Annotated in this window: 10 protein-coding genes; 2 read left to right on the top strand and 8 right to left on the bottom strand. The window is 65.0% G+C overall.

The window, feature by feature from the left end; translation table 11 throughout:
- Positions 1-46 precede the first annotated feature (46 nt).
- From AB7290_RS02100 to AB7290_RS02065, 8 genes are all read right to left on the bottom strand, one after another.
- Positions 47-3,016 carry a 2-oxoglutarate dehydrogenase E1 component gene (locus AB7290_RS02100; protein ID WP_063980415.1) on the bottom strand — a complete coding sequence of 990 codons (2,970 nt, stop codon included), beginning with the start codon at positions 3,014-3,016 and terminating at the stop codon, positions 47-49.
- Between the two features lie 137 nt (positions 3,017-3,153).
- Positions 3,154-4,038, bottom strand: coding sequence for a succinate--CoA ligase subunit alpha (gene sucD / locus AB7290_RS02095; protein ID WP_025575976.1), 885 nt, complete (start codon positions 4,036-4,038; stop codon positions 3,154-3,156).
- A 33-nt stretch (positions 4,039-4,071) separates the two neighbouring features.
- Positions 4,072-4,551 carry a DUF1579 family protein gene (locus AB7290_RS02090; protein ID WP_085398661.1) on the bottom strand — a complete coding sequence of 160 codons (480 nt, stop codon included), beginning with the start codon at positions 4,549-4,551 and terminating at the stop codon, positions 4,072-4,074.
- Positions 4,552-4,555: 4 nt separating this feature from the next.
- The gene (gene sucC / locus AB7290_RS02085; protein WP_085398660.1) at positions 4,556-5,752 is read right to left on the bottom strand and encodes an ADP-forming succinate--CoA ligase subunit beta; all 1,197 of its coding nucleotides are present in this window, start codon (positions 5,750-5,752) and stop codon (positions 4,556-4,558) included.
- Between the two features lie 207 nt (positions 5,753-5,959).
- Positions 5,960-6,928, bottom strand: a complete 969-nt coding sequence (gene mdh / locus AB7290_RS02080) for a malate dehydrogenase (protein ID WP_063980412.1) — start codon at positions 6,926-6,928, stop codon at positions 5,960-5,962.
- Between the two features lie 264 nt (positions 6,929-7,192).
- Positions 7,193-8,377, bottom strand: a complete 1,185-nt coding sequence (zapE, locus tag AB7290_RS02075; protein WP_071908648.1) for a cell division protein ZapE — start codon at positions 8,375-8,377, stop codon at positions 7,193-7,195.
- A 240-nt stretch (positions 8,378-8,617) separates the two neighbouring features.
- Entirely contained in the window at positions 8,618-9,154 is a 537-nt protein-coding gene (gene thpR, locus AB7290_RS02070; protein ID WP_085398667.1) for an RNA 2',3'-cyclic phosphodiesterase, read from the bottom strand.
- A gap of 174 nt (positions 9,155-9,328) precedes the next feature.
- Positions 9,329-9,964: an arylesterase gene (locus tag AB7290_RS02065; RefSeq protein WP_085398666.1), complete on the bottom strand. Its 636-nt coding sequence runs from the start codon at positions 9,962-9,964 to the stop codon at positions 9,329-9,331.
- Between the two features lie 55 nt (positions 9,965-10,019).
- Here AB7290_RS02065 and AB7290_RS02060 point away from each other — a divergent pair, with 55 nt between their 5' ends.
- Both AB7290_RS02060 and AB7290_RS02055 read left to right on the top strand, forming a co-directional pair.
- The gene (locus AB7290_RS02060; protein WP_071908649.1) at positions 10,020-10,742 is read left to right on the top strand and encodes an ABC transporter ATP-binding protein; all 723 of its coding nucleotides are present in this window, start codon (positions 10,020-10,022) and stop codon (positions 10,740-10,742) included.
- Positions 10,739-13,309 carry an ABC transporter permease gene (locus AB7290_RS02055; protein WP_085398659.1) on the top strand — a complete coding sequence of 857 codons (2,571 nt, stop codon included), beginning with the start codon at positions 10,739-10,741 and terminating at the stop codon, positions 13,307-13,309. Before AB7290_RS02060 ends, AB7290_RS02055 begins: the two co-directional genes overlap by 4 nt.
- Positions 13,310-13,531 lie beyond the last annotated feature (222 nt).

The following is a 13,531-nucleotide window of genomic DNA, read 5'->3' as shown; positions in this document are numbered from 1 at the left end:
AGTGCGCGATTGCGCACGAGGCGGGGCATGACGCAGTTCAGAAAGATCAGCTCAGTGCTTCGTCCAGGAACGCCTTCAACTGCGCCTGATGCTTGGACATCAGACCAGTGGCGGTCGCGGCGGAAGCGGCGCGGCCGACGTAACGCGGACGCCGGCTCACACCGTGCACCTGGTTCAGCACCCATTCCAGATAGGGCTCGATGAAGTGCCAGGCGCCCATGTTGCGGGGCTCTTCCTGGCACCACACCACTTCAGCCTTCTTGAAGCGCGACAGTTCGGCCACCAGCGCCTTCAGCGGCACCGGATAAAGCTGCTCGACGCGCATCAGGTAGATGTCGTCGATGCCGCGCTTCTCGCGCTCCTCGTAGAGGTCGTAATAGACCTTGCCGGAGCAGAGCACGATGCGGCGGACCTTCTCGTCGGGGACGAGCTTGATCGCCTCGTTCGGCAGCATCTGGGCGTCATCATAGAGGATGCGGTGGAAGGTCGTCCCCTTCGCGAGCTCCTCGAGACGCGACACCGCCCGCTTGTGACGCAGCAGCGACTTCGGCGTCATCAGGATCAGCGGCTTGCGGATCTCGCGATGAAGCTGGCGGCGCAGCACGTGGAAGTAGTTCGCCGGCGTGGTCGGGTAGACCACCTGCATGTTGTCTTCGGCGCACATCTGCAGATAACGCTCCAGACGCGCCGAGGAGTGCTCCGGTCCCTGGCCCTCATAGCCGTGCGGCAAGAGGCAGACGAGACCGGACATACGCAGCCATTTGCGCTCGCCCGAGGAGATGAACTGGTCGAACACGACCTGCGCGCCGTTGGCGAAGTCGCCGAACTGGGCTTCCCACAGCGTCAGCGTGTTCGGCTCCGCGAGCGAGTAGCCGTATTCGAAGCCGAGCACGGCTTCTTCCGACAGCAGCGAGTTGATGACCTCGTAATGGCCCTGCTCGTGGCCGAGATGGTTGAACGGCGTGTAGCGGCTCTCGTCTTCCTGGTCGATCAGGACCGAATGGCGCTGCGAGAACGTGCCGCGCTCGGAATCCTGGCCCGACAGGCGGACATGGTGGTTCTCGTTGAGCAGCGTGCAGAACGCCAGTGCCTCGCCGGTCGCCCAATCGATGCCGGCGCCGGTGTCGATTGCCTTGGCGCGGTTGTCGAGGAAGCGCTGGATGGTGCGGTGGACGCGGAAGCCATCCGGCACCTTGGTGATCTTGCGGCCGATTTCCTTCAGCTCGGCGGTGTCGACGCCAGTGACGCCGCGGCGCGCATCCTCTTCCTGATCGGCGATCTTGAAGCCGGACCACTTGCCGTCGAGCCAGTCGGCCTTGTTCGGCTTGTAGGAGGTGCCGGCCTCGAACTCGGCATCGAGCCGTGCGCGCCAGTCGGCCTTGGCCTTGTCGACCTCGCCCTCGGTCATCACGCCTTCGCTGATCAGGCGGCGGGCGTAGAGCTCGAGCGTCGACGGATGCGCGGCGATCCTCTTGTACATCACCGGCTGGGTGAAAGCCGGCTCGTCGCCTTCGTTATGGCCATGCCTGCGGTAGCAGAACATGTCGATGACGACGGGCTTGTGGAATTTCTGCCGGAATTCGGTCGCGACCTTGGCCGCGAAAACCACCGCTTCCGGATCGTCGCCGTTCACGTGGAAGATCGGCGCGTCGATCATCTTCGCCACGTCAGACGGATAGGGCGAGGAGCGCGAGTAGCGCGGATAGGTGGTGAAGCCGATCTGGTTGTTGACGATGAAGTGCACGGAGCCGCCGGTGCGGTAGCCCTTCAGGTCAGACAGGCCGAAGCATTCCGCGACCACACCCTGGCCGGCGAACGCAGCGTCGCCATGCATCAGCAGCGGCATCACCGAGATGCGCTGGTCCGGCGGATCGCCGTGCTGGTCCTGCTTGGCGCGGACCTTGCCGAGCACCACGGGATCGACGATCTCGAGATGCGAGGGGTTCGCCGTCAGCGACAGATGGATGCGGTTGCCGTCGAACTCGCGGTCCGAGGAGGCGCCGAGGTGATACTTGACGTCGCCGGAGCCTTCGACAGCATCAGGGTTGGCCGAGCCGCCCTTGAATTCATGGAACAGGGCGCGGTGCGCCTTGCCCATCACCTGCGTCAGCACGTTGAGGCGGCCGCGATGCGGCATGCCGAGCACGACTTCCTTCACGCCGAGATTGCCGCCGCGCTTGATGATCTGCTCGAGCGCAGGAATCAGCGATTCGCCGCCGTCGAGGCCGAAGCGCTTGGTGCCGGTGAACTTGGTGTCGCAGAACTTCTCAAAACCTTCGGCTTCGACCAGCTTCGTCAGGATCGCGCGCCGGCCTTCGCGGGTGAACGAGATTTCCTTGTCCGGGCCCTCGATGCGCTCCTGGATCCACGCCTTCTGCGCGGCGTTGCTGATGTGCATGAACTCAACGCCGAGCGTCTGGCAGTAGGTGCGCTCGCAGATCGCGGTGATCTCGCGCAGCGTGGCGTATTCGAGACCCAGCACGTGATCGAGGAAGATCTTGCGGTCGAAATCGGCTTCGCTGAAGCCGTAGGTGCGCGGGTCGAGCTCTTCGCGGTTGCGCGGGGCTTCGATGCCGAGCGGATCGAGCTTGGCGTGGAAATGGCCGCGCATGCGGTAGGAGCGGATCAGCATCAGCGCGCGGACGGAGTCGCGCGTGGCCTGGAGCAGGTCGGCGGACGAGAAATCAGCGCCCTTGTTGCCCGCCTGGGCCTGCGCCTTGGCGGCGATCTTGGCACCGACCGCCTTCTCGACCTGGGCCCAGTTGCCGTCGAGGGCGGAGGTGAGGTCGTCCTGCGGGGTCAGCGGCCAGTTGGCGCGCTCCCAGGACGGGCCTTCGGCGTTCTTGCTGATATCGCCGGGCTGGTCGTTGAGGCTCTTGAAGAACTCCTGCCACTCGGCGTCGACCGAGGACGGGTCCTTCTCGTAGCGGGCGTAGATTTCGTCGATGTAGGTGGCGTTGGTGCCCTGCAAAAAGGAAGAGAGGGCAAAGGCTGCGTTCGCGTCCTGGCGAGACATGCTTAAGTTCCTGGCGATTTCGGTTCGCGCATAACAAACGGCGCTGGCGCTGAGCTCCCCGGCAGAGGCCCAGCGCGACAGGCACCATTTATCCTATTTGCTACGAAACTTCGCCCGGAAAAGTACGAAGAAGTGAATTAGCCTTTCAACTTTTCGGCAAGCGTGTGGCCGAGGCGGGCGGGAGACGGAGACACTGTAATCCCAGCCGATTTCATCGCATCGGTCTTGGAACCGGCGTCGCCCTTGCCGCCGGAGATGATCGCGCCGGCATGGCCCATGCGGCGGCCGGGAGGCGCGGTGACGCCGGCAATGAAACCGACCATCGGCTTCTTGCGGCCGCGCTTGGCCTCGTCCTTGAGGAACTGGGCGGCGTCCTCCTCGGCGGAACCGCCGATCTCGCCGATCATGATGATCGATTCGGTCTTGGGGTCGGCGAGCAGCATTTCCAGCACGTCGATGAACTCGGTGCCCTTGACCGGGTCGCCGCCGATGCCGACCGCGGTGGTCTGGCCGAGGCCTTCCTGCGAGGTCTGGAACACGGCTTCATAGGTCAGCGTGCCGGAACGGGAGACGATGCCGACGCTGCCGGTCTTGAAGATGTTGGCGGGCATGATGCCGATCTTGCACTCGCCGGCGGTCATGACGCCCGGGCAGTTCGGCCCGATCAGGCGCGACTTGGAACCGGCCAGCGAGCGCTTCACACGCACCATGTCGATAACAGGAATGCCCTCGGTGATGCAGACGATCAGCGGGATCTCCGCATCGATCGCTTCGCAGATCGCATCCGCGGCGCCCGGCGGCGGCACGTAGATCACCGACGCATCGGCGCCGGTCTTCTCACGCGCCTCGCGCACCGTGTCGAACACCGGCAGGCCCAGATGGGTGGCGCCGCCTTTGCCCGGCGAGGTGCCGCCGACCATCTTGGTGCCGTAGGCGAGCGCGGCCTCCGAGTGGAAGGTGCCGTTCTTGCCGGTGAAGCCCTGGCAGATGACCTTGGTGTTCTTGTCGATCAGGATGGACATGAGGTCTGCTTTCGCGAACTAACGAGTGAGAGGTCAGTGGATGCGGCGGTAGATGCCGGTGAGCACGTCGGCCCAGCCTTCCGCGTCCGGCGAGAACTGGATCTTCAACGAGTAGGAATCGTCATCGATGATTTCGTAGACGTGGCGCGCATTGCCGCGGAGCGAGCCGCGCACCAGCGTCAGGGTCTTGCCGACCCAGCCGCCGGAGGCGGGCGAGGGCGGCGTGTAGCCGAGCGAGTCGTACCAGAACAATTTGTAGGTCCGGTCGTCGCGGTCGTAGGTGAAGAGGCCGTGGGTGGCGAAAGCCTGCTTGCCGTCGCGCATCTGGACACAGTCCTGGATCAGGTAGAACCCGTTGAGATCCATGCGCGCGACGACATGCGAGGTCGCCGGCCCGCCGGCGACCCAGCGCGACGGGAAGACCACCTCTTCGCCATTCCATTCGCCGGCGAACGCGGCGAGGCGCGCGTGCTCTGCAAGCGGAGATGATGCGGCGAGATGGTCCTGGGTCATGGCCTCAGCCTCCCTTGACGGCCTTCACGATCTTCTGCGCGGCGTCGTCGAGATTGTCGGCCGGCACCACGTTCAGGCCGGATTCACGGATGATCTTCTTGCCGAGCTCGACATTGGTGCCTTCGAGGCGGACCACCAGCGGCACGCTGAGGCCGACCTCGCGCACGGCGGCCGTGACGCCTTCGGCGATCACGTCGCACTTCATGATGCCACCGAAGATGTTGACCAGGATGCCCTTCACGTTCGGATCGGCGGTGATGATCTTGAAGGCGGCCGCGACCTTTTCCTTGCTGGCGCTGCCGCCGACGTCGAGGAAGTTCGCCGGCGCCATGCCGTAGAGCTTGATGATGTCCATCGTCGCCATCGCGAGGCCGGCGCCATTGACCATGCAGCCGATGTTGCCGTCGAGGGTGACGTAGTTGAGGTCGTATTTCGACGCCTCGATTTCCTTGGCGTCTTCCTCGGTCTCGTCGCGCAGCGCGAGCACCTCGGGATGACGGAACAGCGCGTTGTCGTCGAACGACACCTTGGCGTCGAGCACGCGGAGCTGGCCCTGCTTGGTCACGACCAGCGGGTTGATCTCCAGCATCGACATGTCCTTGGCGACGAAGGCGGTGTAGAGCTGCGCGGTGAGCTTTTCGGCCTGCTTGGCGAGATCGCCGGACAGCTTCAGCGCGTTCGCAACGGTGCGGCCGTGATGGCCCATGATGCCGGTCGCGGGATCGATCGAGAAGGTGACGATCTTCTCGGGCGTGTTGTGCGCGACGTCCTCGATGTTGACGCCGCCTTCGGTCGACACCACGAAGGAGACGCGGGAGGTTTCGCGGTCGACCAGGATCGAGAGGTAGAACTCCTTGTCGATGTCCGAGCCGTCCTCGATGTAGAGGCGGTTGACCTGCTTCCCGGCGGGGCCGGTCTGGATCGTCACGAGGGTGGCGCCCAGCATCTGCTTGGCAAATTCGGTGACCTCCGCGGCCGACTTGGCGATACGGACGCCGCCCTTGTCGCCGGCCGAGGCTTCCTTGAACTTGCCCTTGCCGCGGCCACCAGCGTGGATCTGGCTCTTCACCACCCAGACCGGGCCCGGGAGGGCCTTGGCGGCGGCTTCCGCGTCCGCGGGCTTCAGGACGGGGACGCCCTTTGAGATCGCGACGCCGAACTCGTTCAGCAGCGCTTTGGCCTGATATTCATGGATATTCATATGGTCGCTCCCTGAACCCGCGGGCGGTGACCTCTAGGGCCCACCTCAGTCTTGTGGCTGGCATACCATATACCACAGGAACTGCAACCCGGATTCTTTGACATCGAGATCTCTGGACTGCCGAACCGGGCGCCCACCCGGTCAGCCGGGCCCCGGAAGTGAAACCGCCGAAGACCGGATTTCGGTCTTCGGCGGGGATTTTTGCGCTTAGCGGCCGAGAAGATCGGGCGCGATCTTCTTGCAGGCATCGACCAGGCCCTGTACGGCGCCGACCGACTTGTCGAAAGCCTCGCGGTCCTTGCCGGTGAGCTCGATCTCGACGACGCGCTCGACACCCTTGGCGCCGATCACGACGGGCACGCCGACATACATGTCCTTCACGCCGTATTCGCCGTTGAGGTAGGCGGCGCTGGCCAGCACGCGCTTCTTGTCCCGCAGATAGCTCTCGGCCATCGCGATCGCGGAAGCAGCAGGCGCGTAGAAGGCCGAGCCGGTCTTGAGCAGATTGACGATCTCGGCACCGCCGTTGCGGGTGCGGTCGACGATCTCGTCGAGGCGCGCCTGCGAGGTCCAGCCCATCTTGACGAGGTCGGGCAGCGGAATGCCGGCGACGGTGGAGTACTTCACCAGCGGCACCATGGTGTCGCCGTGACCGCCGAGCACGAAGGCGGTGACGTCCTCGACCGAGACGTTGAACTCGTCGGCCAGGAAGTAGCGGAAGCGCGAGGAATCCAGCACGCCGGCCATGCCGACGACCTTCTTGTGCGGCAGGCCCGAAGCCTTCTGCAGCGCCCACACCATCGCGTCCAGCGGGTTGGTGATGCAGATGACGAAGGCGTCGGGGGCGTATTTCTTGATGCCGGCGCCGACCTGCTCCATGACCTTCAGGTTGATGGAGAGGAGATCGTCGCGGCTCATGCCGGGCTTGCGCGGCACGCCGGCGGTGACGATGCAGACTTTGGCGTTGTCGAGGGCTTCGTACGAATTGGCGCCGGTGTAGTGCGCGTCAAAACCGTCGACCGGCGAGGACTGGGCGATGTCGAGTGCCTTGCCCTGCGGCACGCCCTCGGCGATGTCGAACATCACCACGTCGCCCAGTTCTTTCAGGCCGATGAGATGAGCCAGCGTTCCGCCGATCTGACCGGAGCCAATCAAAGCAATCTTGTCGCGCGCCATGTGAACCTGTCCTTTAGACACGTTAAGGAGGGGAAAACTGAGACGGGTGGTTATCCCTTTCGCTCCCCCCGTTCAAGTCGGTGGATGCCCAATTGTCGGGCTTGGCGAACATTGAAGCGCATCCCTGTCATTCCGGGGCGCGACGAAAGTCGCGAGCTACGATGCGCAATTGCGCATCTGGGAATCCATAACCACCAGCGGGAGTATGGATTCCGGGCTCGTCGCTTTGCGACGCCCCGGAATGACAGCGCTGGCAAATAGGACTTAAGTCTCCACCAGACCCTTGGTGGAGCCGCTGGCGGTGGAATCCTTGCGGCCGTGAGGCAGCGCCAAATAGGATTCCGAGCTCATCTCGATCAGGCGCGAGGCCGTCCGCTTGAACTCCATGGCCTCGTTGCCCTCGTGGGCGAGGTAGAGCGAGATCGGATTGGCATCGGCCGAGGCCATCAGCTTCACGGCATTGTCATAGAGCGTATCGATCAGCGTGATGAAACGCTTGGCGGCGTTGCGCTGGGAAAAATCCATCACTGGAATATGGTCGACCAGGATGGTGTGATAGTCGTGCGCGAGGCGGAGGTAGTCGGACGCGCCGAGCGGTTTTTCGCAGAGATCCGCAAATCCGAACCGCGCCACGCCATGGGCCGAGCACGGCACGTGCAGGATGCGGCCCTTGAACGAAATATCGCGCGACTTGCATTTGGCGCCGCCTGTCATTTTCGACCAGGCGCGGTCGAGGGCCGCGCCGGCGTCGCCGTCGGCCGGCGTCAGCCACATCGGCACGCCCTGAAGCTTTTCCAGGCGGAAATCCGTGCGCGCATCGAGCCGCAGCACGTCCATGTGGTCGGTGATCTGCTTGATGAAGGGCAGGAACAGCGAACGGTTCAGGCCGCCCTTGTAGAGATCGTCGGGCGCGACGTTGGAGGTCGCGACGACCACGGTGCCGAGCTCGAACAGCTTTGCGAACAGGCGGCCGAGGATCATCGCGTCCGCGATGTCGGTGACGTGGAATTCGTCGAAGCAAAGCAGCCAGCTTTCCTCAAAGATCGCGTTCGCGGTCAGCGTGATGACGTCGCCATCGGCGATCTCGCCGCGCGAGATGCCCTGGCGATAATCGTAGATGCGCTCATGCGCTTCCGCCATGAACTCGTGGAAATGCGCGCGGCGCTTGTGCTCGACGGTACTGTGCTGGAAGAACAGGTCCATCAGCATGGTCTTGCCGCGGCCGACTTCGCCATGGACGTAGAGCCCGCGCGGCGCCTCGTCCTTGTCGCCGCTGAACAAACGGCTGAGCAGGCCCTGCTTGCGCTGCGGCTTGTAGTTCGCGAGCCGCTGGTCGAGCGCCGCATAGGCTTCGGCGATGTCGGCCTGCGCAGCATCGGGCTCGATCGCGCCGGACGCGATCTGGGCCTGGTATGCCTCGCGGAATGAGGAACTGGGGGTGGAGAGCATGGCTCTTTACCGCCAGAGATGCGCGGAAATTGCAAGCCGTGAATTGGTGGGCGGGGTATGCGTTCCGCGTCCCGGACGCGCTACGGGAAGCAGTGACGGTGCGCAGAGCGGGGACCCACTATTTCGTACATCCATCGTGGAGCGATGGGCCCCGGCCCAGCAGCGCACCGCCGTAGCGTGTCGAAGACGCGCGTAAACGCGCTGATGGCGCTGCGCCGCGTCCGGGGCACGAGAGCGGTGCTACTCACACAGCTCGTAGGCGTCCTCGACCACATAGGGGCCGCCGCCGGTCGATGCGCGGGACGAGAACAAGACAAACCGTTCGGCCATGAACGCCTTGCTCGGGAAGTAACCGCGCAGCGAGAGATAGTCGGCGACGTCGCGGTCGGACGCGTCGTGCAGCCGGGCCAGCGTGACATGCGGGGTGAACTTGCGCCCCTCAGGGTCGAGGCCGATCCGCTGCATCATGCGTTCGAGCTCGGCCTGCAATTCCATCAGCGGCTTGCTCGGCGCGATGGTTGCGACCACCGCGCGCGGCTTGCGGCCGCCGAAGCTCATGAGCCCCTGCACCTTCACCTCGAAGGGCTTGCGATCAACGCGAAACAGCATTGATGCGATCTCGTTAGCGGACATGCCGTCGATATCGCCGATGAAGCGCAGGGTAACGTGATAATTTTCGGGATCGATCCAGCGGGCGCCGGGAAGGCCGCCCCGCAAATTGGAAAGCGTCTGGCTGATCTCGGCCGGAATTTCCAGACCTGTGAACAAACGCGGCATCGTTTCGCACTCCCGATGCTTGGGCATGATCCCTGGGAAGGATCATATCCAAATTGTAGAGCCGGCGACGAATCACCGGTACCCTGATTCCTATCGCAGTTGTGTGACTCTGCGAAGCATCGCGCGCCTCACCCCGGTAAAACCCTGGGAATTACGGTTAGCGCTGCCCGCTTTTCAGCGGCGCTGCTCGCTTATGTTGCGCAAAAATGCCTCCACCGTGGGCATGATGTTGTTAACGATGATGTCGACGCCGGCCGCGGTCGGATGAATGCCGTCGGCCTGGTTGAGCTTGGCGTCGGCCGCGACGCCGTCGAGGAAGAACGGATAGAGCGGCACGTCGAATTTTTTCGCAAGATCCGGATAAATCGAATTGAAGCGCGCGGCGTATTCCGCGCCGTAATTCGGCGGCGCCAGCATGCCGCACAGCATCACCGCGATCTTGCGTGTCTTCAATCGCTGGACAATGTCGGTCAACGCGGTCCGCGTCAAATCGGGGTCGATGCCGCGCAGCGCGTCGTTGGCGCCGAGCTCGACGATCACGCCGTCGGTTCCGTCCGGGACCGACCAGTCGAGCCGGTCACGGCCGCCGGACGAGGTGTCGCCGGACACGCCGGCATTGGTCATGTCGACCGCTATGCCTTTGGCTTGCAAGGCTTTTTGAAGTTTTGTGGGGAATGCGTCCTGGGCCGGGAGGCCGAGGCCGGCGCTCAGGGAATCGCCGAGAACGACAAGCTTGACCGGCTTTGTCGCTTCGGCCCACGCCGGATCCACCACCGTCATCAAAGCGATCATCAACACGGCTATGTGCATGAAGAATCCGTAACGCCTCTCGACCGCGTATGCGGAGTTGCCATATGACCGGACCATGGACAGTCGCATCGAAACCTCTTCGCTCGCCGGCACCGCGCCGGACACCATCGCCATCTCCAACGTCAATCTTTCATTGGGTACGGGCGCGGCACGCGTTCACATCCTCAAGGATATCAGCCTGCGGGTCGCCTCGGGCGAGACGATCGGCCTGATCGGCCCGTCAGGCTCGGGCAAATCCACGCTGCTGATGGTGATGGCGGGGCTAGAGCGTCCTGATAGCGGAGAGGTGGTGGTGTCAGGCACGCCTTTCAATGCCCTCGACGAGGACGCGCTGGCCCGCTTCCGCGGCCGCCAGGTCGGCATCGTCTTCCAGTCCTTCCATCTGATTCCGACCATGACGGCGCTCGAGAACGTCGCCGTGCCGCTCGAACTCGCCGGCAACCCTGACGCTGCAAGACGCGCGGCGCAGGAGCTGCAATCGGTCGGGCTCGGCGATCGCCTGCATCACTATCCGACGCAGCTGTCCGGCGGCGAGCAGCAGCGCGTCGCGCTCGCCCGCGCGCTGGCGCCCGATCCCGCCATCCTCGTCGCGGACGAGCCGACCGGCAATCTCGACGAGGCCACCGGAAAGCAGATCGTCGATCTTCTGTTCAACAAACATGCCGAGCGCGGCATGACGCTGGTGCTGGTCACGCACGATTCCTCGCTCGCGCAGCGCTGCGATCGCGTGATCCGCCTGCGCTCCGGCCGCATCGACACCCAGTCTGCGCCGGCATGAGCATCGCGGCCGAACCGTTCGCGAAACCCAACGGCGTCGCGCTGTCGCTGCGCTACGCGCTGCGCGAATTGCGCGGAGGCCTGCGCGGCTTCTATGTCTTCATCGCCTGCATCGCGCTCGGCGTGATGGCCATCGCGGGCGTCGGCTCGGTCTCGGCGAGCCTGAGCGACGGTCTCGCGCGCGAGGGCCGCACGCTGCTCGGCGGCGACGTCTCCTTCGTGCTGTTCCAGCGCGAGGCGAAGCCCGAGGAGGTCTCCTTCCTGCGCTCGCGCGGCACCGTCTCCACCGCCGCGACCTTGCGCGGCATGGCGCGCGCCGCCGACGGCCAGCTCGCGCTGGTCGAGATGAAGGCGGTCGACGACACCTATCCGATGCTGGGTCAGCTGACGCTGGCGCCGCCACTGCCGATGTCCGACCTGCTCGCGGAGCGCGACGGCGCGTTCGGTGCCGCCGCCGATCCGACGCTGCTGGCGCGGCTGTCGCTGAAGACCGGCGACCGCGTCACCATCGGAAGCGCGACCTTCCAGATCCGCAGCACCGTCGAAGCCGAGCCCGACAAGCTCGCCGGCGGCATCGGTTTCGGGCCGCGCTTCCTGATCAGCGAGGCGGGCCTGCGCGCCACCGGCCTGATCCAGCCCGGCAGCCTGGTGCGCTGGGTCTACCGGGTGAAGCTGCCTGACACCGGCAACAGCGAGCGCGCCACCGACACCTTCATCGCGGACGCGCGCAACGCTGCGCCGCAGGCCGGCTGGGAGATCCGCAGCCGCTCCAATGCCTCGCCGCAGCTCGAGCGCAACATCAACCGCTTCACGCAATTCTTGACGCTGGTCGGCCTCGCCGCGCTCCTGGTCGGCGGCGTCGGCGTCGCCAATGCCGTCAAGAGCCATATCGACCGCCGGCTCGAGGTCATCGCGGCCTTCAAGGCGGTCGGCGCCACCGGCCGCGACGTGTTCGGCATCTATCTGGCGCAGGTCCTCCTGCTGGCGGGAATTGGCTCGGTGATCGGCCTTGCGCTCGGCGCCGCCATGCCGTTCGCCATCGTCGGCCTGTTCGGAAAACTGCTGCCGCTGCCGGTGGTGCCGGCCGTGCATGCCGACGAGCTCGCGCTGTCCTTCGTCTACGGCCTGCTCACGGCGCTCGCCTTCGGCCTGTGGCCGCTCGGGCGGGTGCACGACGTGCCGGTCGCCGCGCTGTTCCGCGACACCATCAGCTCCGAATGGCACCGGCCGCGCTGGAGCTATGTCGTGTTCATGGCCGTCGTGATCGCGCTGCTGATCGCGGTCGTGATCGGATTGTCCTTCGACAAGCGCATCGCCGCGGTGTTCGTGGCGTCCTCCGTCGTCGTGTTCGCCCTGCTCCGCGGCATCGCCGCCCTGCTGATGACGATCGCGCGCCGGCTGCCGCGCACGCGCCTGCCGATGCTGCGACTGGCGATCGCCAACATCCACCGGCCGGGCGCGCTGACGCCCTCCGTCGTGCTGTCGCTCGGGCTGGGGCTCGCCGTGCTCGTGACCATCACCCAGATCGACGGCAATCTGCGCCGGCAGTTCCTTGCGGCGCTCCCCGAGCACGCGCCGTCGTTCTTCTTCATCGACATCCCGAGCACGCAGGCCGAGCAGTTCGACGGCTATCTGCGCCGGATCGCGCCGGGCGCAAAGGTCGAGGACGTGCCGATGCTGCGCGGGCGCATCGTCGCCGCGCGCAGCGTGCGTGCCGAGGACCTCAAGCCCACCACCGATTCCGAATGGGTGCTGCAAAGCGACCGCGGCCTGACCTATACCGCCGAGCTGCCGAAGGGCTCCAAGGTGGTCGAGGGCGAATGGTGGAGCGCCGACTATTCCGGCCCGCTGCTGGTCTCGATGGAGAAGAAGATCGCCGACGGGCTCGGTCTCAAGCTCGGCGACGAGATCGTGGTCAACGTGCTCGGCCGCGACATCCCGGCCAAAATCGGCAATCTGCGCACCATCGACTGGCAGGGCATGGGCATCAATTTCGTGCTGGTGTTCTCGCCCAACGCCTTCAAGGGCGCGCCGCACACCCATATCGCGACGCTCACCGAGGCCGGCGGCACTGCGGCCGGCGACGGCAAGATCATCAGGCAAGTCGCCGACACCTATCCGATGGTGACGAGCGTGCGCGTGCGCGAGGTGATGGAGACGGTCGGCTCGGTCGTGACCAATCTGGCGCTGGCGATCCGCGGCGCCAGCGCGGTGACCCTGATCTCGGCGATCCTGGTGCTGGGCGGCGCGCTCGCCGCCGGCCACCGCCACCGGGTCTACGATGCGGTGATCCTCAAGACCCTCGGCGCGACCCGGCTGCGGCTGCTCGGCGCCTATGCCCTTGAATACCTGCTGATCGGACTTGCCACCGCGGTGTTCGGCGTGATCGCCGGCAGCGTCGCGGCCTGGATGATCGTGACGCGGCTGATGACGCTGAGTTTCGTCTGGCAGGCCGGCAGCGCGGCCGGCGTGGTCGCGGCGGCCTTGGTCGTCACGGTCGGACTTGGGCTCGCCGGGACGCTGCTGGCATTGAACAAAAAGCCCGCCACGGTGTTGCGGAATTTGTGACAAATGGTAGCGGGCGACCCCGCGATGTCGGAATCGCACGATTCCAGCGATTAACCACGTCTGCTCGCCAGGATTGCGGGCGAGGGCGACATTCAGCCGCGCGTGGACGGTTGCAGCGAATGTGTTAGTTTCCCACATATCCAATGGGTTCGGACCCCCGATTATGAGCCAGAATTTAGTCGGCACAGATCGGTATCCGAGATAGAATTTGACGAACCGGCG

The organism is Bradyrhizobium sp. 613_E4_N2_2 (genome assembly GCF_052075995.1).
Classification (GTDB): Bacteria; Pseudomonadota; Alphaproteobacteria; order Rhizobiales; family Xanthobacteraceae; genus Bradyrhizobium; species Bradyrhizobium barranii.
The sequence above is the reverse complement of the archived record's forward strand: the minus strand, read 5'-3'. Positions and strand labels throughout refer to the sequence as shown.

Coding starts and splice junctions, on each gene's coding strand:
- AB7290_RS02065 (WP_085398666.1), bottom strand. CDS start 9,964: ATGCACATAGCCGTGTTGATGATCGCTTTGATGACGGTGGTGGATCCG.
- thpR (WP_085398667.1), bottom strand. CDS start 9,154: ATGCCGCGTTTGTTCACAGGTCTGGAAATTCCGGCCGAGATCAGCCAG.
- mdh (WP_063980412.1), bottom strand. CDS start 6,928: ATGGCGCGCGACAAGATTGCTTTGATTGGCTCCGGTCAGATCGGCGGA.
- AB7290_RS02100 (WP_063980415.1), bottom strand. CDS start 3,016: ATGTCTCGCCAGGACGCGAACGCAGCCTTTGCCCTCTCTTCCTTTTTG.
- AB7290_RS02090 (WP_085398661.1), bottom strand. CDS start 4,551: ATGACCCAGGACCATCTCGCCGCATCATCTCCGCTTGCAGAGCACGCG.
- sucC (WP_085398660.1), bottom strand. CDS start 5,752: ATGAATATCCATGAATATCAGGCCAAAGCGCTGCTGAACGAGTTCGGC.
- AB7290_RS02055 (WP_085398659.1), top strand. CDS start 10,739: ATGAGCATCGCGGCCGAACCGTTCGCGAAACCCAACGGCGTCGCGCTG.
- AB7290_RS02060 (WP_071908649.1), top strand. CDS start 10,020: ATGGACAGTCGCATCGAAACCTCTTCGCTCGCCGGCACCGCGCCGGAC.
- sucD (WP_025575976.1), bottom strand. CDS start 4,038: ATGTCCATCCTGATCGACAAGAACACCAAGGTCATCTGCCAGGGCTTC.
- zapE (WP_071908648.1), bottom strand. CDS start 8,377: ATGCTCTCCACCCCCAGTTCCTCATTCCGCGAGGCATACCAGGCCCAG.